Genomic DNA, 21,310 nt, shown 5'->3' with positions numbered 1-21,310 from the left:
CTGCAATGTGATTCAGAATAGTCCGTCTAGCTGAGGGAACAGTCCGTCGCTGAGCGTTTCTCCATCGTTTCCGGTTGTGGTTCCGCGCGCCGCGGCCGGAGCCTTCGCCTTGGCCTTCCGCGTTGCGGCCCGCCGCCTCTTCGCCTCTGGCGTGTGCTGCCCCTGCTTGACCTCTTCCTCGTACCGCGCATGGTTCAGCTCAAGGAGCCGGTCCAGGATCGCGTTCTGGGCTTTCGGTGACATTGTGTAGCGGGTGCCGCGCCGTGTCTCATGGAAGGCGTACTCAAGGTCAAAGTCCCAGCCGTAGCCAGTCAGCACGGCATAATCGATCCGCCGGTGGATGTCCCTAAGCGCGATGACGGCGGCCGCGGAATCCTCGCGCGAGTGGATTCGCTGTGAGAGCGGGGTGAGGGCGAGGCCGGTGGCCTTCTGAAGTTCCTCCAGCTTCAGGCCGAGGCTGCTCAATTCGCCGGTGAGCTCAGGAACAGGCAAGGGAGCGCAGCAGGTAGTCGGCGTGTAGACAAGATCCGCGGTTCGGGTAGGGCCGTATTGCACGGTCCACCAGAACTGGAACTCGCTGCTACGGAAGGCGAGTTCCGCGTAGCTCTCCGTGGGGAAGACAGTCAACTTCTGGTCGAAGACGGACTCACGGGGCAGCAGGGCTGGCAGCTGTGTACTGCTGGTCTGGCCGATAGCGATCACTCGATCTAGGTGATCGATCGACTCGTACAATTCGATCGTCGGTCGTGTGAACCGCCACCAAATTTCTCTGCGCTGCTTGTTTTTGTTCTTGGCGCGCTCGGGCTTGACTTCTTGCTCCACGATGGCAAATGCGTCCTCGTATTCCGCAGCCGCCTCTCGAGACCTGTCGCGGAAGTTAATCACCCAGCGGCGAGCTGCGGAGCCCGTTCGCTGATTCAGATCGTCACCGTTGAAGTACGGGAACAAGACGTCCTTGTTCTTGGGGTCCTTTTTGATAAGCGCTTGGGCCTGTTCGGGTTCGAGAATGAATCCGGCACCCAGTACGTACGATCCAATGAAAGCCCGGTTCTCGTTCTCAACCAGTTGATGGGGCATGCCCGTTGCTCGTGAAAGCGGTGTAAGGAGGGGCGTAATCCCCTTCACAGGTTGGCCGTCCAGGAAGACAGCTTCGGTGGCCCCTACATCCCGACTCAGCCAGACAAGCGCAACCTCCAGATTGGCTGTGCCTGGCCAAGGCTGAGATCTAACTGCCCGGCTCACCGTCCAGCCATTTGACGTGGCCTGATCAAGCCCCACTTCCCTGGTGTAACCCTGTGCAATCGTGTTCGTTGCGATGATGCCCGTTCGCTGTCCTGGCGCGATCATCAGGTTCCGGAGCAGGAAGTACGCGCAGAGGTCCGCGTGTCCACGCGTTCCGCCTGCCAGCCGATTGACTAGATACTCGCGGTAGTCGTGACCCAGCGCACCCGTGATCTTGAGGCCGCCCACAAACGGTGGATTTCCCATCACCACATCAAACCCGGACGACCCACCGATGCCCATGATCTCCGGAAACTCCAGCGGCCAGTGCAGCGGCCGTACAGCGGCCGTCCGCTCACCCGTCAGCCAGCGGTCCACCATCTCCCGCGCCTGCTGCCCCGCGAACGAGGAACCGGGCTCCGCCCAGCTCCCGTCCCTCGCGCGCTCCTCCTCCAGTGCGGTCGCCACCAGCCCCGCCACCGACTCCAGCCGGTTCCGGTAGGCCCGTTCCTTCGCGTTCTCCTTCGCGTCGCGGAGCTGCGCCGCGCCCCGCTTGCCGCCGACCTTCTCCTCACCGGTCAGCTCGGACGCCTCCTCGTCGGAGATGCCCTCCGCCGCCAGCGCCGCGCCCACCACCGCGTCCGCCGCCAGCCGCAGTTGCTCCGACAGGGCCTCCGCGCGGCGCAGCTTCTCCGTCTTCGCCTGCACGCTCCGGATGTCGTGGACCGGTGTTGCCTCGATCTCCCGCCGCAGTTCCGCAGCCTCGGAGAGCAGCGTCTCCGTGACGTCCAGCGCCCGCGAGACGTCCTCGCTCAACTGCCGGGCGCCCGACTCCAGATGGAAGGCCTTGATCTGCTCCACGTCGATGACGCCGACCAGCGAGTCCCCGCATCGCAGGGCGTGGTCCAGGAACGAGAACGGCCGGCCCTTCGCCAGCGTCACCAGCCACAGCGACAGCTTGGCCAGCTCCACGGCCATCGGGTCGCGGTCCACGCCGTACAGGCACCGGTCGGCGACCAGCCGCCGTGCTACCCGAAGCAGTTCGTCCCGGTCGTCCTCGCCCACGTCCTTGCGGATCTCGTCCGGCAGGCCGTCCCGCAGCCAGGCGTCGACCACCCGGTCCGAGAGGTACCGGCAGGCCGAGACCAGGAATGCCCCCGACCCCATCGCCGGGTCCAGCACACGCAGCTTCAGCAGCTCCTCCGCCGGCTTCGCCCGCCAGACCCCGACGGCCGCGCCCTCCGCCGGGCCGGGCGAGAAGCACAGCGGGGCGAGGGTGTGCTCGACGACCTCCTCCGCCAGTGGCTTCGGCGTGTAGTGGGTGCCCGTGTTGCGGCGGTTGCCCGAACGGACCATCACCATGGATCCGGCCGGGAACACCATCGGCTCGCCGCGGAGATCGTCCCCGACGAGACCCGCGAACGGGGCGATGCGGGCGGCGAGTTCATCGTCATTACCAGCCGAGGCGTGCAGCTCGGCGGTGACCGTGCCCGCCTTCTCCAGGGCCTTGCGGATCTGGGCGATGGACGTGACGCCCGTCGCCTCCTTCAGCTCGCGCTCGATCGTCCCGGCCGCCTGCCACCGCTCCAGGTCGGCCAGCGGCAGCACCGCCTCGTACCGGCCGTCGCGGCCGAGGACCACGCCTACGTACGGCTGGTCGGCGCGCTCGCACCCGTACTCCAGCAGACCCTCGTAGACATGGCCGATCTGCTCGACGTCCAGGCCCTTGTACGAGAGGGCCTCCCGGCCGCCCTTCCCCTTCCTGCGCAGCACCAGGAGTGCGTCGAGGATCTCGTAGACGACCCTGTCGGTGACCTTCGCGCCGGCCAGCCACGGGAATCGGGCCGGGTCGAAGAGCGAACCGCCGTACGCGGGGATCCACAGCTCGTCGTGGGTCGAGCCGCCGTGAATCGCGGCGAAGACGGCCAGCAGCCGTGGCCACGCCGCTGCCCGGCGGTCGCCGAGCTCGCCGCCGTGCAGGGAACGTTCGGCGTCCAGCTCGTCGTGCAGTGGGCCGACGGCGTACGAATCGGAGTACAGCCGGTCGTCGGCGGGGAGCAGCCGCTGTTCCTCCGCGTACAGCAGGAAGACCAGCCGCATCATGACCGTCAGCGCACTGTCGTACAGCGGCTTCCCATTGACACCGACGAGCAGTTCGCCGCCCGATTCACGGTCCAGGCGCGACAGTTCCGCGACGAGCAGGGCGACGGCCGCGCGCACCTGCTTGCCGAGCGTGTCGGTGACCTCGGCCTGCTGGTCGGCCGTACGGGCGTACAGCGCGGCCAGCGAGGAGGTGTGCGCGCCCTGTTCGTCCCGTGCGGGGAGGGCGACGCGGCGGGCGTGCAGCAGACTGGCGAAGGCCCGCAGGAGCAGCGGTTCCTCCAGCCACAGGTCGGCGTCGAAGACGGCGAGGGTGGTGGCTTCCTTCGGGCGGGCATGGACGAGCGCCCATTCGCGCCCGTTGGTGAGCAGGGCGAGCGGGACCTCCCGCCAGCGGGCCAGGTCGGCGGCGCGGTCCACCGCGGACGGGGTGTCGCCGCTCGCCCGGGTCAGGGAGTCGCCCCAGCCCGGCGTACGGAAGAACAGCCCCCGTGACACCGGCCCGTCACGGTCGGGGCCCAGCAGCACAGCGTCGGGAGTGTTCGCCCCGGCCCGCAGCGACTCGGGGAGGGCGGCGCCCTCGCGCAGGCCGGGCGTCCAGCCCAGGACCTCGCCGAGGATCAGCCGCTCCCACCCGTGGCGCAGCAGCGCCGTGTCCTCCTGGACCTCCGCCCACGCCTGGCGCAGCCGTTGCAGAGCCTCCTTCGGCACGGTGTCCAGGCCCTGCGGGAACACCTCGGTCAGGACCGGCAACGAGACGAACGGTCCGTCCGGGCGGAGCAGCCGCAGCCACTCCTCGTGCTGCTCGGCGGGGGTGGGGATGTGCCCCGTCACGGGTCGGCGGGCGGCGGGGGGCATCAGTGACGGTCTCCACGGGCGAGGGCGGACGGGACGAGGAAGGTGACGGCGACCGGGAACCAGCGGGGCGTCGGATCGGCCCAGCGGGCTCGGAGCGCCTGCGACTCCGATTCGACCAGGGCAGGGATCGTGGACAGGCGCTCGCCCAGTGCCTCACGGTCGGCGCGCAGCTGGCGGCGTTCGTCGTCGATGTCGAAGAGCGAGCCCTGCTCCCAGTATCCGTGATCGTCGAGACGGTCCCGGATCGAGCGCTCCAGCTCTGCGAGCACTTTCCGGATGCCCTCCACCTCCTCCTCGCAGCGCTTGGCGAGAAGGTTCTCCACCGACCGGAACCTGGTGTGCGCGCGGGTACGCAGGGCGCGGGAGAGCCGGTCCTTCAGTTGAGTCTGTGTCCACAGTTCGGTGAGCCGGTCCGTCATCTCCTCGGCGGGCAGCTCGTCCGAGGCCGCCGAGAGCCAGGCGTCCAGCTCGTCCTGGCGTGCCGTCTCCAGCTTGCCGCCGACAAGGGCGCCTCCGGCGGTGATGATCTCCTCGTGCAGCCGGGCACCGCCGCGCCCGGAGATCACCACCCGGCCGTGGGCGATGACGGCCGGGGTCCGCAGCAGATCGCCGGGGACCACGCGTGCGGTGACCCGGGACAGCTTCGCCCCCTGGCCGCCCGACCACAGCTCGGCGCGCAGCAGACGCAGGCACATCTGGACGAGACGGTGGCCCAGGTGCATCAGCACCACATCGGTCCGCCGGCGGGCGTCCCGCTCGTCGAAGACCACCGGCCGTTCCCGGCCGGTCAGCGGATGGCGCAGCCCGTCGTTGCGGGCGTGGGCCCAGGCACCGGGCAGCTCGGGCAGCCGGAAGCAGCGGGCCGGGGAGTCACCGCCCGCCGGGTCCGGGACCTCGGTCAGATCCTGGCGGTGTGCCAGCTGGAGTCCCGTACGGACCACCCGCTCCACGGTCTCGGGCGTCAGGTGCAGCGTGTCGCGGCTGCCCGCGAGCTCCGCGACCAGCCTCTCCAGCTCCTTGGCGAGGTCCCGGTCGACCTTCAGGACGGCCCGCCCCGACCGCTTGCTGATCTCGGCGTCGGCGGTGGTCCAGTCGGAGCGGCGGCCCAGCATCTTCTGCTCGACCTGCGCGGCGATGACCTCACCGGCGCTGCCCAGGTCCTCGCGGATCTGCTCCGTCTTGCGGGCGGCGACGGCGAGGAAGTGCAGCTCGTCCTCCAGCGTGCCGTCGCCGTGCCCGGAGTCCGGGGCGTCGTCCGCCGCGGTGAAGCCCTGCCAGCCCTCCGGGACGAAGTGGAAGACGTCCACCTGGTCCGCCCGTTGGCCGTGACGGTCGATGCGGCCGTTGCGCTGCTCCAGGCGGTTGGGGTTCCACGGGATCTCCCAGTGCAGGAGACGGTGACAGTGGGCCTGGAGGTTGATGCCCTCGCTGGCGGCGTCCGTGGCCAGCAGGATGCGGACCGGGGAGAGCGACGGGTCCTCCTGGAAGACCGTCTTGATGTGCTCCCGCTCGTCCGGCTTCTGTCCGCCGTAGAGCTGCGCGATCCGGTCCGCCGGATATCCGGCGGCGATCAGCCGGTCGAAGAGCCAGCGCTGGGTGTCGCGGTACTCGGTGAAGACGATCACCCGGTCCGGCTCCCAGTCGCCCGCGGGGCCGTTCTTGCACACGATGTCGTCGAGCCAGCCACGCAGCGCGGCGAACTTCGCGTCGGGCCGCTTGACGGCCGTACGCGCCCACACGGAAAGCTCCTTGAGCTGGGAGTGCTCCTGCGGGGTGAGGGTGCGCGACGCCTGGCGCACCGCGGTCAGAGCCCGCTCGGCAGCCTCCGCGTGCTCGTCGTCGCTCTCCGCCGTCTCCTCCACCTGCTCGATGAGCGGACGCAGCACCTTCTCGCTGGGGGCCTGTTCGGTGGCCGGCCCCTTGGTCATCGTCTCCAGGTGGACGTCGATGGTCTCGGCGAAGGCCTTCGGGGAGGACAGGAACCGCTTCTTGAGCAGCGTCGTCACGAAGTCCGAGGCCGTGCGTGCGGCGTTCGTACCACCTGCCTCGCGACGTGAGCGGGCGTACGCGGACAGCTTCGCGTACGCGGCGCGGGCCTCGTCCCCGTACCGCAGCTCCAGCGCATGCGGCACTCGCTCGGGGAAACGCGCCTTGCCGTCCCAGGTCTTGGGCAGCTCCGATTTGAGGCGGCGCACCATCACCCGGCGCAGCTGCTCGTCCGACGGCTTCACACCTCGGGCGAAGCGGTGGTCGTCCAGCAGCTCCAGAAGCGCGGTGAAGGACTCCAGAAAGCCGTTGTGCGGCGTGGCGGAGAGGAAGAGGCGGTGCTCGCAGTGGGGAGCGAGAGCGCGGATCGCCTTCGTACGCTGCGAGTCGACGGCGTACTTGCCGGTCCCGGACGGGGCGCAGGTGTGCACCTCGTCGACGACCAGCAGATCGAAGGCGCGCGGATACTCCGGGACGTGCGGCAGGACCTCGCGCAGCATCCGCATCGGACGTTCCCGCTTCAGCCAGTCCACGGAGACGATCAGCCGCGGATAGTGCGTCCACGGGTTTGTGTACAGGCCGCGGGATCGGCGCAACTCCCTGAGCAGTGCGCTGTTCACGATCCGGAAGTCCAGGCCGAACTTGTCCCGCATCTCGTCCTGCCACTGCAACGTCAGGCCGGAGGGACAGACGATCAGCATGGTCCGGGCCCGGTGGCGGAGCATCAACTCCTGCATCACCAGGCCCGCTTCGATGGTCTTGCCGAGACCGACGTCGTCGGCGATCAGCAGGTTCGTACGCGGCATGGACAGGGCACGCACGACGGGCGCGAGCTGGTACTCCTGGATCTCCGCGCCGGACCGGAACGGCGCCTGCAGGGCAGTCTTGTCGGCGGAGGCGATCGCACCCCAGCGGACCGCGTCCAGGAAGGCGTCCAGGCGCTCCGGGGCATCCATGCCGACTTCGGGGGAGGGCAGTTCGTACTGCTGGTGGACCACCGTCCCCTGCTCCAGCTCCCACACCACACGCAGTTCCTCGTCACGGGCGTCGTCCTCCACGGAGACGAGCGTGACCAGGTGCGGAGCGGACGCGGCGGCGGTGCGCGCGGGGTCCTCGGACGAGACCGCGGAGCGGGTGACCTCGGTGACAACCCAGGGCCGGTTCCGTACGGTGACCAGCTGGCCGTGCGCCGGTACCCCTGGCTCTTCCCCGGCGTCGATTCCGGTCGGTGCGGCCTCTGTGGTCAGGTCCGTCATCGATGGCACCCCTGCTCTCGTCCCCACGGCCGCGGGCGAGGGCGCCGCGCTGCCGAACCCCCTCGGAAGCTTAGTCCGCTCGCACTCGGCAATTCTTGGCCTTGGGCAGTCGCGGCTGACCAAGTGAGTCACCGGTCAGGTCTACGTCGCTCAGCTGGGCGGGCTGTCCGGTTGCCGGTGGCTGCCTCTCTGCACGGCGCCTTCATTACGGGCGAGGCGCGCACCCAGCGGGTTACCGAGCGCCTGATGGCGGCCGGCCGTACCGGACGAGCAAGGCAAGGACCGCTCGCCCCGTACCCCAGTGCAGAACTTCCGCGCCAGGCCGACCCTGTTGGCGGGTGACGGCGGACAGGGAAGGGCCCGCCGGGCGGTGTCGCGCGGCGAGCCCTTCGGAGGGCGGTCAGGGCGTCACTTGTCGGAGACCGTGACCGTCTCGTCGTTCTTCAGCTGCTGCACCAGCTGCTTCACCTTCGCCTTGTCCCAGACCAGGTTCCCGCCCCGGCTGCCCGAGATCGGCATGTTCATGGACTTGCCGTCGCCGCCCGTGACGCCCTTCATCGCGAAGAACATCTTGCCCAGCGACCACAGGGACATGTCCTTGTCGACGATCAGGGTGTCCAGGCCCGCGCCCATCGTCGGGTAGAGCTTGAACGGGTTGAGGATCGTGCCCGGCGTCGCCGTCTGGCTCGCCAGGGCCGCAAGGAACTTCTGCTGGTTCTTCGTACGGTCCAGGTCGCTGCCCGCGAAGGCGTACCGCGTCCGCACGAACGCCAGCGACTGCTCGCCGTTCAGCGTCTGCTTGCCCGCCTGGAAGTCCGCGCCCGACTTCTTGTCCTTGAAAGCCTTGGGGATGTCGATCTCCACGCCGCCGATCGCGTCGACGATGTTCGCGAAGCCCGCGAAGCCGATCTCGACGTAGTGATCGATGCGCAGGCCCGTGTTGTGCTCGACGGTGCGGACCAGCAGCTCCGGGCCGTCCTCCGCGTACGCCGCGTTCAGCTTCACCCGCCGGCCCTCGGCCGGGAAGAGCTTGCCGGACTCCGAGCCCTTGAACGACGGTATCTCCACGTCCGAGTCGCGCGGCAGCGAGATCAGCGTCGGGCCGTTCGAGCCTTCGTGCAGGATCATCATCGAGTCGGTCCGCTTGCCCTCGGCCGAGCCCGTGTGGAGCTTCTTCTTGTCGTCGGCCGTCATGCCCTCGCGGCTGTCGGAGCCCACGATCAGATAGTTCGTGCCCTCGCCCTCGCCGGGACGCTCGATGACCTTGGAGAGGTCGACCTCGCGCTTGAGCTTGGAGTCGGCCCAGAAGTACGTGCCGATGGAGACGGCGAGCAGTACGACGACCAGGGTCAGCGAGCCGACCTTGAGGCGGCGGCGCCAGTTGGGGGCGGGCCGGTCGTCGTAGGGCCGGTCGTCGTAGGGCCGGCCGCCGTTGCCGCCACCGGGGCCGCCGTAGACCTGGCCCGTGTTGTAGCCGCTGTCGTAGCCCTGCTGGTCATAGCCTTCGTCGTACCCTCGCGACTGCGGCGGGACCCCGCCGCGCGGGGGTGCGGCCGGGCGCTGCACATGGCGCATCACGCGCGCGCCCTCGGGTTGAGCGCCGCCGCTGCCGCGGCCGTAGCCGGCTGCGTTGTTGTTGCCGCGGTCGTCGGACCATCCATCGGGCCAGTCATTCATGCGGACCAGTGTGCAGGGCGGGCCCCCGCTGCCCACAAGGCGGGTGGGGGAATAGGGGCAGGGCTGTTGCGAAGCTGATGCAATGCGATCGCCGCAGAGCCCCCGCATATGGTGGAGGGCATGACAGACCAGGCCCAGCACCCGGAGGCAGAGATTCCGGGCAAGCCCACCGCGGCGTCCCGAACCACCCTCAGCCACATCATGACCGGCAGTGACACCAATCTCCTCGGCACGGTGCACGGCGGCGTGATCATGAAGCTGGTGGACGACGCGGCGGGCGCGGTCGCGGGCCGCCACTCCGGCGGTCCCGCGGTCACCGCCTCCATGGACGAGATGGTCTTCCTGGTCCCGGTCAGGGTCGGCGATCTGGTGCATGTGAAGGCCCAGGTGAACTGGACGGGCCGGTCCTCGATGGAGGTCGGCGTACGGGTCCTGGCCGAGCGCTGGAACGAGTCGACCCCGGCGACCCAGGTCGGCAGCGCCTACCTCGTCTTCGCCGCCGTCGACGGGGACGGCAAGCCCCGACCCGTACCGCCGGTGATCCCCGACACCGAGCGGGACCAGCGGCGCTACCAGGAGGCGCAGATCCGGCGTACCCACCGGCTCGCCCGGCGCCGTGCGATCAAGGAGCTCCGGGACAAGCGCGCGGCGGAGGGCCTGGAGGACTAGGGCGTGTCCAGGGGCGAGGCGCGGGAGCTGGGGCGGAGCCCCAGCTACGGGCAGACCACCTGGTCGCCGGTGACCGCGCCGAACTCGCCCGGAGGCGGCTCCTCCGCCCGGACCCGCGTCACTCCCTTGTAGTCCGTCCCGGCCGTCACCTTCAGCGTCCGCCCCTGCCCCTTCACCGCCCGCAGCTCGCACCCCGGCAGCGCCGCCGCCAGCGATCTCGCCGAGCGGTCCCAGCGCGGGTCGTACGTCACATAGCTGCGGCGCACCTCGCTGCCGCCGAGGTTCAGCGGAGCGCGGGTCGTGTTGAAGCCGGTGGCGCGCAGCGCTTCGTCGACCGTTCTGCCCAGGCCGTCGGTGAGCGTCCCGTTGTAGACCTGCACCCTGATCTGCCGCGGCGACACATCCACCGCCGCCGCCTGCGGCCTTTTCGGGCGGTGCGGTGCGAGCGGCTTGTCCTCGCGCAGCGTCTGGAACAGCTTTCTCGACTTCGCCTCGTCCCACTTCACCGTCGAACCGATGCCCTTGACGTGGTCGCTGGAGTCGCGGAGCGGCACGGATGTGAACTCCGACGAGGCCGCGGTGAAGCCCCGCATCGCCTTGCCCAGGGCGAGCATCTCCTCGGCGCCGAAGCCCCTGTCGGCCCGTACGGAGCTGAGCATCGTCGAGGAGACCTCGCGGAGCTTCACCGGGTTCAGCAGCGCACCGCTGTCGGCCGCCTGGTGGATGAGGGCTGCGAGAAAGCGCTGCTGGCGCTGCATCCGGCCCAGATCGGCCGCCCCGTCGATATGGCGCGAGCGCACGTACTGCAGTGCCTGCCCGCCGTTCAGCTTGTGGGTGCCGGCAGCGAGATTCAGACCTGTGTACGTGTCCTTCATCCGCCGGGTCGTGCAGATCTCCACCCCGCCCAGCGTGTCCACCGTCTTCATGAAGCTGGTGAAGTCGACCTCCAGATAGTGGTCGATCTTCACTTTGGTCAGGTGCTCGACGGTCCGCACGGTCAGACTCGGCCCGCCCTTCGAGTACGCCGCGTTGAGCTTCAACCGGTGCTTCGAGTGGCGCTTGCCGGTGGTCGGGTCGGTGTGCTCGGGGATCTCGACGTAACTGTCCCGCGGCAGACTCACCACGCTGGCGCGTTCCCGGTCCCCCGAGATGTGGACCAGCATGATCGTGTCGGTGCAGCGGCAGGGCGCGCCGCCGAGCCGGTACTTGCGCTTCTCCTTCTTCGTGATCTTGTCGCGGCCGTCGGTGCCGACGACCAGGAGGTTCATGCCGTGGCCCGCCTCGGGCCGGTTCTTCATGTCCTTGAACGCGTCCACCCGGTCGATACCGGTGTCCACACTGGTCACCACCGCATGCCCGATGCCGCCCGCCGCCAGCACCAGGACCGAGAGCGTGGTCGCCGCCCGCATGCCCCAGCGCGGCCGCTCGACCGGCCGTCTGGTCCTCTTCCGGGCGTTTTGCCGGGGACGGCCGGAGGGGGACGGCCGGGAGCGGGGCGGCGTGGGCAAGGGGGGAAACCTCCGCGGGCGACAGGGGGATCCCGCACACCGTAGGGCCGTACGATCTGCGCCGACCTGCAGCGACCCGGCCGCCGCGCGTCCGTGTCCCCCATTCGCGGTAACGTGTCGGGCGATGAACGCCACGCCCCCTGTCTCCGTGATCATGCCGGTCCTCAATGAGGAGCGGCATCTGCGCAACTCCGTCCGTCACATCCTCGAGCAGGAGTACGACGGCGAGATGGAGGTGGTGATCGCGCTCGGACCGTCCACGGACCGTACCGACGAGATCGCCGCCGAGCTCGTACGGGAAGACCCTCGCGTCCACACCGTCCCGAATCCCACCGGCCGCACCCCGGCAGCGCTGAATGCCGCCATCAAGGCCTCCCGTCACCCGATCGTGGTGCGGGTCGACGGCCACGGCATGCTGTCGGCGAACTACATCGCCACCGCGGTCCGGCTGATCGAGGAGACCGGCGCGCAGAACGTCGGCGGCATCATGCACGCCGAGGGCGAGAACGACTGGGAGCACGCCGTCGCCGCCGCCATGACCTCGAAGGTCGGTGTCGGGAACGCCGCCTTCCACACCGGCGGCACTGCGGGCCCGGCCGAAACCGTGTATCTGGGTGTCTTCCGGCGCGAGGCGCTGGAGCAGCAGGGCGGCTACAACGAGGAGTTCATCCGCGCCCAGGACTGGGAGCTGAACTTCCGCATCCGCGAGGCGGGCGGCCTGGTCTGGTTCTCGCCCGAACTCAAGGTGCAGTACCGGCCGCGGCCGAGCGTGCGCGCGCTGGCGAAGCAGTACAAGGACTACGGCCGCTGGCGCCATGTCGTCGCCCGCTTCCACGAGGGCTCCATCAACCTGCGCTACCTCGCCCCGCCGACCGCGGTCTGCGTGATAGCCGCGGGCATCGTGGTGGGCGCGGCTCTCACCCCCTGGGGCTTCATCGTCCCGGGCGGCTATCTGGCCGCGATAGCCGCGGGCTCCCTCCCGGCGGGCAAGGGCCTGCCGCTCAAGGCGCGCCTGCAGATCCCCGTGGCGCTGGCCACCATGCACATGTCGTGGGGGTACGGCTTCCTCACCAGCCCGCGCGCACTGGCGAAGAAGGTCATAGCGAGCCGCCGCCCGGCCGTGAAGGCCGAGGCCGCCTGACTCTCGTACGCTTCTGACAGAGACGAGAGGGCCCCGGGTGCACGCGCACCCGGGGCCTTTCGCGTCCGAGCTACCAGGTGAAGCCGTCCTGCACGGGCATGCAGTACTCGTCGTTGTCGCCCTTCAGCGCCTTCGCCGACGCCGGGGTCTTGTTGTCGTCCTGCACCGCCGACTTCGGGTACGCGTCGCCCTGGCGCCAGTCCGCGCCCACGATCAGCGAGATACCGGTGACATCCGTCGACTTCTGCACCGAAGTCAGCGGAATCCCGAGGGACTTGGCGACCGCCTGAGCATCGCCCTCGAGCTCGGCGTTGGAGAACAGGACGACCGTCTTCTTCTGCGGGTCCCTCGTGGCGTCCGCCCTGGCCTGTGTGAAGCCCTTGCCGGACAGGATCCCGGCGACCGCCGCCGCACGACCCTTCTCGGCGAACTGGCCGTCGCCCGAGGTGCCGTTCTGCACCATCACCGCGATCTCACCGGGCGCCGCAGCCGGGTCCTTGGACACGGCGGGCGTGGTGGTGGCCGGCTTCTTCTTCGGCGCCTTGCCGTCCAGCGGAATGTCCTCGCGGACCATCCGGAACAGCTGCTCGGCGTCGCCCGGCTGGGGCTCGACCTTGCCGGCGAACCCCGGCCGCTGGGAGTAGAAGTTCGGCATCGTGGTCATGGTGATCCGGCCGGTCGGGACGCTCTTGAGCTCCTCGCCCAGGTCGAAGAGCTGTTTGACGGAGTTGATGCCCTTGTCGACGGTGAGTGCTCCGATGGCCGCCTCGGCGAGCTTGCGCAGCTTGTTCGGGTCGGTGAGCTTGGTGTTCCTGCGCAGCTCCCGGACCATCGAGTTCATGTACATGTGCTGCGCGCGGGTGCGGGCGAGGTCGGTGCCGTCGTCGAAGCCGTAGCGCGTACGCAGCCACTGGAGCGCCTGCTCGCCCTTGACGGGGTGAGTGCCCGCCTCCAGCTTCAGCCCGGAGCCCTGGCCCTTACTGTTGCGCGAGTAGACGTTTTTCTCGACGCAGACCGGGACGCCGCCGATGGCGTCGGCCATGGAGACCACACCGGCGAAGTCGATCATCATGAAGTGGTCGATGGTGATGCCGGTGAGGGCGTACCAGGTCGCGACCGTGCAGCCGGGGCCGCCGCGGCCGAGTGATTCGTTGGTCAGCGTCCAGCCGGTCGCGGCGTAGGTCTTGTCGGTGTCCGGGTCCTTGCACTCGGGGATCTTGACCACGGTGTCGCGCGGCATGCTGATCACCGAGATATTGCTGCGGTCGGCCGAGAGGTGCAGCAGCATCTGCACATCGGCGAGCGGCTGTCCGCCGAACGTGCTCCTGGCGCCGCCGAGCTTCTGGTTCTCCTTGGAGTCCCGCGCGTCCGAGCCGATGAGCAGGATGTTCAGCGGGACCTGACCGGCGGCGTTGGCCTGGTGCTCGGGCATCTTGCCGCCGAGCGTGAGGTCGTCCTTCTTGAGCTTGCTGTTGAGGTGCTCGTAGTAGAGGTAACCGGCGCCCGCCGTGCCAAGTATCAGCAGCGACAGCACGGAGGCGACCCAGCGAAGTATGCGGCGTTTGCCCCGTTTTCCACGCCGTGGGCCACCGTGCCGGTGTCCGGCCTCGGGGCCGCCGCCTTGCCCGGGCCCGCCGTCCGGCCCATCAGGACCGGCCTGTCTGCCGGTTCTTCTCCTGCGGCCGCCGGCCGCCTGGTCGTCCCCTGCGCCGTACAGGCTGTCGTCCCAGCCCAGTTCGCGGGCGTGCGGGACGCGATGCCGCGTCCCCTCCCCCCGCACGCTGTTCTGTCCCACCCCGGGTCCCCCCTGTCGTTCAGGCGCTCCTGATGACCCGGTGTTCCGGCGTCACTTGGCACACACCTGTTTGTCCGCCTCGACCTTCTGCACACCCTCCGGGGCCTTCGCCGGACCGGTGATGGGCACACCCGCGCCCTTGAAATCCGCGCCGAGGGTCAGCTGCATGGCCTCAAGCCCCACTGCGTCCTTGGTGCCCGGCTTCAGCGCCGTCGCCGGCAGGCCCATGAGGTCCGCGAGCTTGCGGGCCTGATCGGCCTGGTTCGGCGCGTACGTCAGCGTCGTCTTGGGAAGCTTGCTCGGGGCATTGCCCTCGTTGCTCGACTTCAGTACGCCCTGCTCGTTCTGCAGCCAGGTCAGGGTCGTCAGCGCCGCCCCCTGCGTATCGCTGCCGTTGAAGACCGCGACCCGCACCTCGGACGCGGCCGCCCTGGTCCCCTTGAGCAGGCCCTGCTGCTTGTTCTTGGCGTCCTGTTGCTGCTGCTTCACCTCGGTGAGCGAGGTGTCGTTCTGAATCATCGAGAACAGCGGCTTGGCCTTGGCCTCGTTGAGCAGCACGGTGGCGCCGTCGGTGTTGTCGACCACCGGCACGGTCGCGAAGGTGATGTTCTTCGGGTCCACCTTCGACAGCTCCATGCCGAGATCGCGCAGCCTGGAGATCTTGCCTATGCCGGTATCGACGGTGAGCGCCTTGGTGGCGGCCTCCGCCAGGTCCCACATCTTGGAGGGGCTGGAGAGCGTGTCGCTGGACTTCATCTTGCGGATCAGCGAGCTCAGGAACTGCTGCTGGATCTCGATCCGGCTCAGGTCGCCGCCGAAGCCCACCGAGTGACGCGTGCGTACGAACGCCAGCGCCTGCTCACCCTCCACGACGTGCTTGCCCGCCGTGAGGTTGAGCTTGGAGTCCTTGTCCTTGATGTCCTTGGCGAGACAGACCTCGACGCCGCCGACGGCGGTCGTCATCGTCTTGACCGCGTTGAAGTCGGCCATCATGAAGTGGTCGACGGTGACGCCGGTGAGCTCCTTGACCGTACGCATGGTGCAGCCCGGGTCGCGGCCCGACTGGCCGAGGCTCTCGTTGAACCGGGTCTTGCGCGTACCGGCGATGTCCTTGGTGCCGTCTGAGGTCTTGGTCTCGCAGGTGGGGATGTTGGTGATCAGGTCGCGCGGGATGGACAGTGCGGTGGCGTTCGTCCGGTCCTTGGAGACATGGAACAGGATCGTGGTGTCGGCGTGCCCGACGCTGTTCTTGTCGCCGTAGGACTCATTGCCCTCGCCGGACCGCTTGTCTGTGCCGATGACGAGGATGTTGACGGCCTGGTCCTTCTTGAAGCCGCCGGTGCCGGCGCCCGCGACGTCGACCGTGTTCAGGTTCGAGTCGAAATGCTGGTAGACGAGATACGCGCCCACGGCAGCGGCGACCACGACGAAGGCTGTCACGCCACCCGTCCACAGAAGCGCTTTCTTCTTGCGGGACTTGGGCTGCTTGCGCTTGCGCCGGCCCGCCGTGGGGGGGGTCGTACCGCCGGAGGCATTGCCCGCACGGCGCGAGCGCTGACCCGGCACCTCCCGCTCAGGAGAAGCGGTCCTGCGGTCCCGCGGACTTCTCGGCGCCGGAGTCCTGGGAGCGGCGCTTGTCGACGCGGACGACTGCTGTGCGGATTGGTTCAGTCGCAATTCGTAATTGCCGGTCTGCGGGTTGAGGACCCACTGGTCGGCGGGGTCGATCTCGTCCGCCTGTCCACGGCTTTGCGCATCCACGGTTGCTTGAGTCCTCCGTCGGTGCCACGCGAGGCGCCTCCCCCGAAGGGCGCTCGGTCTTTCGATCCAGCAGTGCGCGACCCAAGGTCGGAAGCACCAGGTCGCGTCACACTATCCGCCCAGTTCAACGTCGAGCGACGTCAGTGACAAATTCCACGCTCCTTACAAGCGGGCATTCCGCCCAATCGTCATGGACTGCTGGCTCCGGCTTGGCCATCGCTTTACTCACACGTGCCCTCTGCGGCGGTAGTACCGGAGAAAATCGGCGACGGCGTCGGTGTCGCGGACCCGCTGTCGTCCGGCTTTTCGTCGGGCGAGGTTTTCTTCCGCGAGGGCCTTTCCCCGTTGTCCTTGTCCGGGGCGACGGTGACAGGCATGTCCTCGCGCAGTCGCTTGAAGAGCTGGGCCGCGTCGGGCTCCACGAGCTCGTCGCGGTTCGGGTCGGCGCTGTACGGCTGCCGCGGAACGGTGAGGAACTGTACCTTTTCGGTTGGAATGCTACGGATTGAGCGGGTTAGTTCGTACAGATCCTTCAGCGAGCTCAGACCCGGGTCGGTGGTCAGTGACTTGGTAGCCGCGTCCAGTACCGGGAAGAGCCGGGTCGGATTGAGCAGTACGCCATTGCTCTGCACCTTCTTGACCAGTGCGCCGAGGAACTGCTGCTGGCGTTCCATGCGTTCGGTGTCACTGCCGTTGCCGATGGACTTTCGGGCCCGTACGAAACCGAGGGCCTGCTCGCCGCGCAGCGTCTGCTTGCCCGCGCGCAGCTTGAGGTGCGCGTCCGGGTCGTCGATCGGCTCCTTGAGGCAGATCTCGACCCCGTGCACGGCGTCGACCATGCCCTTGAAGCCGCTGAAGTCCACCACCATGTGGTGGTCGATGCGGACGCCGGTGAACCGCTCGACGGTACGGATCGTGCAGGCCGCGCCGCCGAACTCGAACGCCCAGTTGAACTGCGCGAACTGCGCCTTCGTACGGGTGCGGTCGGGCTTGCGGCAGCTCGGGATGCTGACCATCAGGTCACGCGGGATGGACATCGCGGTCGCGCTCTTCCGGTTCCCGGAGATGTGCAGCAGGATCGTGGTGTCGGAGCGCTGACTGCCGCCGTCGTCGCGGCCGTACTTGCTGTTGCCCTCGCCGGAGCGGGTGTCGGAGCCGAGGAGCAGGATGTTCTTCGCGTCGCGCGCGAGGGCCTTGGGCCGCTCCTTCTCGTACGCCTCGAGCTCGGAGGCCGCGGTGATGTCGGTGGTGATGTTGGCGTCGAACTTGCGGTAGAACCACCACCCGACGGCGCCGGCGGCGAGGACGACGACGGCGGTACCGAGGGCGATCCAACGCAACAAGTGATGCTTGCGGTTGGGGGTTTCTGCGTCCGTGCCGGCCGCGTTCGTGCCGGCCGCGTCCGCCTTTGCCGGACCCTCGCCGGTATCAGCCTCGCCCGTACTACCAGGCCCGCGCGTTCCGGTCGGCGGCTCGTCAGCGGCCGGGCCGTCCGGGTCGGCGGGCGTGCCAGCACTGTCCGTCACGTCTGCGTCCATCCTTCATGGCGTCGGCGGCGCGCTGGGTCGCCGATCGCAGGACTAGACGGCTGAACCTCGCGCTTGGTTGTGCGTTGAAGCACGCGTATCGCCGATCATCCACCGGAGTTGACGCTCAGGCCGGGGGGCTCGGCCCGGGTGTGCGCCACACGAGTGGACCTCAGAGGGTTGTCACACCGCGGTGTTCGTGACGCGCTCGCTCTCGATCCGCTTCTCGAGGCCCTCCTGGGACAGCTCGCCGAGGTTTCGGCAGAGCACCACCGACCCACCAGCCGCAAGCGGCGCGTACAGCCCGGCCGACAGTCCCTCCCACGAGTCGTACCCGCGTCCCGTCAGCAGCCGCGAGCCGGGCGCAAGGCCCATACCGGCCGCGTCCGCGCGGGCCCGCTCCACCAGCTCGGCGCCCGTCAGTCCCCTGCCGCCCACGGTGAGCGCGGGCGCGGACGGATCCACCGGTGCGTACGGCGCGAAACGGTCGCCCTGACCCGGCACCTCCACCGCGTAGTCGACGAAGCCCGCCGGCGGCTGCGGGAACCGCCCGCCAAGCGGCCGCAGCGCGAGCGCCACCCGCTCCCCGGAACAGGCGCGCGCCTCCTCCAGCGTGTCCGGACCGCTGACCACGAGATCCGCGTCCGCCGGGTCGCCGCCCACCTCGACGCTCACGCCGACCGAGGAGCAGGCGAGCAGCCAGACCGCGCTCTGCCAGTGCGCGGGAAGCAGCAGCACGAGCCGGTCGCCGGGCCCGGCGGCCAGGTCGCCCTGGAGCAGATTCGCCGTCTTTGCCACCCAATTGGCGAGGGTGGCCACGGACAATTCGACCCGCTCACCGGTGGCATCGTCGTAGAAAGTGACCAAGGGGCGCGCCGGGTCCGCGGCGAGCGCGGATCGCAGCAGGTCGGCAGGGGTACGGTCGCTGGCGTTCACCCGCGCAAGGGTACGCGGCGGGGCGGGCGGGAAGCCGCCGTACCGGTGACGGGGTCCTCCGGTCGGACCGATGGGCGGTCAGTTTCCCGGATAGCGGAGTCGGCGGCCCCGGCTCAGGATCGTCATCATGCGTGGATTTCTTGCTTCTTCCGTCGGCGTCGCGTGCATAGCCGCGCTGATATTTCCGCTCTCGCTGCTCTCCGGCGCGGCCACCGAGCCCCCGCAGGTGCCGGATCTGCCCGGCTCCACCCAGTCGCTGCCGTTGGCGCCGATCGGGGAGGGGGCGTCGGACCGGTCCCGCGGCGCGGCGACGGAACAGGGGGTGACGGAACGTGATGTCAGACCCTTTTCCCTCGTCGGCGTCGTCTGGGACGACGTGAACGCCGAACTGCACGGCACGGTCCAGGTCCGAACCCGGGCCGTCGGCTCCGGCGAATGGTCCGGCTGGCAGGACGTGGAGACCCACAACCACGAGCACGGCGCGGACCCGGACAGCGCGGAGAGCGAGTCGGGGAAGGTGCGTGGCTCCACGGCCCCGCTGTGGGTGGGCGAATCGGACGGCGTGGAGGTCCGCGTACGTTCGGAGGCGGCCGGAACGGCACCACTGCCCGAGGGCCTGCGCCTCGAACTCGTGGACCCGGGCGAGGGACCCGCGTCGGGGGGAGCCGCGCCCGTGGAGCTCGCCTCCGAGGAACCGGCGCCCGCGGAGCCCGCGTCCGAGGGAGCCGTGTCCGAGGAACCGGCGTCCGACGGTCCCGCGCCTGCGGAGCCCGCGTCCGACGATCCCGCGTCCGAGGAACCCGCACCCGCGGGAGCCGACCGGGCGACCGAACCCGCACCCGCACCCCCGGACGGGAACGTGCTCCCCGAGCTGTCACGAGCCGAGACAGAAGCTGAGGCGGACCCGGCCGTCGCAGGCGCGACGCCGTACATCGGACCGCGCCCGCGCATCATCACTCGCCAGGGATGGGGCGCCGACGAGTCGCTGCGCGAGAGGACCTTCGTCTACACGACGTCCGTGAAAGCCGCTTTCGTACACCACAGCGCCACCGGAAACAACTACACCTGCGCGCAGGCACCCTCCGTCCTGCGCAGTATCTACCGCTACCACGTCGTGAGCAGTGGCTGGCGCGACTTCGGCTACAACTTCGCCGTCGACAAGTGCGGAAACATCTACGAAGGGCGCGCGGGAGGCGTGGCCAAGGCGGTTCTCGGCGCGCACACGCTGGGATTTAACACGGATAGCGTGGGAATTGCCGTGCTCGGCACGTACAGTCTCTCCACCCCACCGGCCGCCGCCGTCACCGCCGTCGCCCGGCTGACCGCCTGGAAGCTCGGGCTGTACGGCGGCAATCCGCGAGGCAAGGTGGTGCTGACGTCGGGAGGGAGCGGTAAGTACGCGAAGGGCGTAAGGGTCAACTTCAATGTCATTTCCGGGCACCGGGACGGCTTCTTCACGGACTGTCCGGGGGCCCTCCTCTACAGCAGGCTCGGCACCGCTCGGAGTGCCTCGGCCAAGTACCAGGGACGCGCCTGAAACAGGGGACGGACCGCACCAACCAACTGCATAAACTGGCCGGTCTCGAACGAGTGACCAAGACGAGTGACCATGCCGGCCCCAGCAGGAAGCAGAGACGACAAGGTGACAGAAGCGATCCTCCTGGTCGGCGGCAAGGGCACCCGGCTGCGCCCGCTCACCGTCAACACGCCCAAGCCGATGGTTCCGGCGGCGGGCGTCCCGTTCCTCACGCACCAACTGGCACGGGCCAGGGCGGCGGGCGTCGAGCACATCGTGCTGGCGACGTCGTATCTGGCGGAGGTCTTCGAGCCGTACTTCGGGGACGGCTCCGCGCTCGGCCTCCACCTGGAGTACGTCACCGAGGAGGAACCGCTCGGCACGGGAGGCGCGATCCGCAATGTCGCCTCCCGGCTGCGGTCGGGCCCAGAGGACCCCGTACTGATCTTCAACGGCGACATCCTGACGGGCCTGGACATCGAGGCGCTGGTCACCACGCACCGCTCGTCGGGCGCGGACGTTTCCCTCCACCTCACCAAGGTCGAGGACCCGCGGGCGTTCGGTCTGGTCCCGACGGACCGGAGCGGCCGGGTCACGGCCTTCCTCGAAAAGCCGCAGACCCCCGAGGAGATCGTCACCGATCAGATCAACGCGGGCGCGTACGTCTTCCGCCGCTCGGTCATCGACACGATCCCGACGGGCCGCCCGGTCTCGGTGGAGCGCGAGACGTTCCCCGACCTGCTGTCCTCGGGAGCCCACCTCCAGGGCATGGTCGACTCCACATACTGGCTGGACCTCGGCACCCCGCAGGCCTTCGTCCGCGGCTCGGCCGACCTGGTGCTGGGCCGCGCCCCGTCCCCGGCGGTCCCGGGCCGCCGCGGCGACCGCCTGGTCCTGCCCTCGGCGTCTGTCGCCCCCGACGCCAAGCTCACCGGCGGCACGGTCATCGGCGCGAACGCGGTGATCGCAGAAGGCGCCCGCATCGACGGCAGCGCGGTCCTGGAGGGCGCGATCGTGGAGGAGGGCGCGGTGATCTCCTCCTCCCTCATCGGGGCGGGCGCCCGAATCGGCGCGCGCACCGTGCTGTCGGGGGTGGTGATCGGCGACGGCGCGGTGGTGGGGGCGGACAACGAACTGCGCGAGGGCGCGAGGGTGTGGTGCGACGCGGTGCTGCCGCGGGCGTCGGTGCGCTTCTCGTCCGACCAGTAGCGGTACTCCAAAGGAGCCCGTCCGGCGTTTGAGGACCCTCCCCCTGCACCCTGCGGACGTGGGGGGAGTACGGGGGGTCCGGGAGCTTGCCCCCAGTTACGGGAAGGGCGGCGGGGGAAAAGCCCGCCGCGGGCGACGCGGGCCCGTACTC

Annotated in this window: 12 protein-coding genes; 4 read left to right on the top strand and 8 right to left on the bottom strand. The window is 69.3% G+C overall.

What is annotated here, in order from left to right:
• Window positions 1-12: 12 nt before the first annotated feature.
• The 3 genes from ACH492_RS14410 to ACH492_RS14400 form a co-directional block, all read right to left on the bottom strand.
• Window positions 13-4,179, bottom strand: a complete 4,167-nt coding sequence (locus ACH492_RS14410) for an Eco57I restriction-modification methylase domain-containing protein (protein WP_398986304.1) — start codon at window positions 4,177-4,179, stop codon at window positions 13-15.
• Window positions 4,179-7,421: a DISARM system SNF2-like helicase DrmD gene (gene drmD / locus ACH492_RS14405; RefSeq protein ID WP_398986301.1), complete on the bottom strand. Its 3,243-nt coding sequence runs from the start codon at window positions 7,419-7,421 to the stop codon at window positions 4,179-4,181. The genes ACH492_RS14410 and drmD overlap by 1 nt, the downstream gene beginning before the upstream one ends.
• Before the next feature lie 408 nt (window positions 7,422-7,829).
• Window positions 7,830-9,098 carry an LCP family protein gene (locus ACH492_RS14400; RefSeq protein WP_398986299.1) on the bottom strand — a complete coding sequence of 423 codons (1,269 nt, stop codon included), beginning with the start codon at window positions 9,096-9,098 and terminating at the stop codon, window positions 7,830-7,832.
• A gap of 120 nt (window positions 9,099-9,218) precedes the next feature.
• On the opposite strand from ACH492_RS14400, the gene ACH492_RS14395 reads away from it, so the two are divergent.
• Window positions 9,219-9,767, top strand: coding sequence for an acyl-CoA thioesterase (locus ACH492_RS14395; protein WP_398986297.1), 549 nt, complete (start codon window positions 9,219-9,221; stop codon window positions 9,765-9,767).
• 44 nt (window positions 9,768-9,811) lie between these two features.
• Here the strand turns inward: ACH492_RS14395 and ACH492_RS14390 are convergent, their stop codons facing one another.
• Window positions 9,812-11,176: an LCP family protein gene (locus ACH492_RS14390; RefSeq protein WP_398986295.1), complete on the bottom strand. Its 1,365-nt coding sequence runs from the start codon at window positions 11,174-11,176 to the stop codon at window positions 9,812-9,814.
• A 223-nt stretch (window positions 11,177-11,399) separates the two neighbouring features.
• Between ACH492_RS14390 and ACH492_RS14385 the strand changes: the two genes are divergently transcribed.
• On the top strand, window positions 11,400-12,416 hold the full coding sequence (locus ACH492_RS14385) for a glycosyltransferase family 2 protein (protein ID WP_398986293.1): 1,017 nt from the start codon (window positions 11,400-11,402) through the stop codon (window positions 12,414-12,416).
• Window positions 12,417-12,486: 70 nt separating this feature from the next.
• Here ACH492_RS14385 and ACH492_RS14380 read toward each other — a convergent pair whose 3' ends face one another.
• The 4 genes from ACH492_RS14380 to ACH492_RS14365 form a co-directional block, all read right to left on the bottom strand.
• Window positions 12,487-14,211 carry an LCP family protein gene (locus ACH492_RS14380; protein ID WP_398986291.1) on the bottom strand — a complete coding sequence of 575 codons (1,725 nt, stop codon included), beginning with the start codon at window positions 14,209-14,211 and terminating at the stop codon, window positions 12,487-12,489.
• Window positions 14,212-14,262: 51 nt separating this feature from the next.
• Window positions 14,263-15,972, bottom strand: coding sequence for an LCP family protein (locus tag ACH492_RS14375; protein ID WP_398986289.1), 1,710 nt, complete (start codon window positions 15,970-15,972; stop codon window positions 14,263-14,265).
• 221 nt (window positions 15,973-16,193) lie between these two features.
• Entirely contained in the window at window positions 16,194-17,498 is a 1,305-nt protein-coding gene (locus ACH492_RS14370) for an LCP family protein (protein WP_398986287.1), read from the bottom strand.
• Between the two features lie 183 nt (window positions 17,499-17,681).
• Entirely contained in the window at window positions 17,682-18,434 is a 753-nt protein-coding gene (locus ACH492_RS14365; RefSeq protein WP_398986285.1) for a TIGR03089 family protein, read from the bottom strand.
• A gap of 127 nt (window positions 18,435-18,561) precedes the next feature.
• Here ACH492_RS14365 and ACH492_RS14360 point away from each other — a divergent pair, with 127 nt between their 5' ends.
• Window positions 18,562-19,971, top strand: coding sequence for an N-acetylmuramoyl-L-alanine amidase (locus tag ACH492_RS14360; RefSeq protein WP_398986283.1), 1,410 nt, complete (start codon window positions 18,562-18,564; stop codon window positions 19,969-19,971).
• Between the two features lie 72 nt (window positions 19,972-20,043).
• Window positions 20,044-21,159 (top strand): sugar phosphate nucleotidyltransferase, encoded by a 1,116-nt coding sequence (locus ACH492_RS14355; protein ID WP_398986281.1) that lies wholly within the window; start codon window positions 20,044-20,046, stop codon window positions 21,157-21,159.
• Window positions 21,160-21,310: the final 151 nt, after the last annotated feature.

The organism is Streptomyces sp. NPDC019443, assembly GCF_044389785.1.
GTDB lineage: Bacteria > Actinomycetota > Actinomycetes > Streptomycetales > Streptomycetaceae > Streptomyces.
This window is presented reverse-complemented; position numbering and strand designations above follow the sequence as displayed.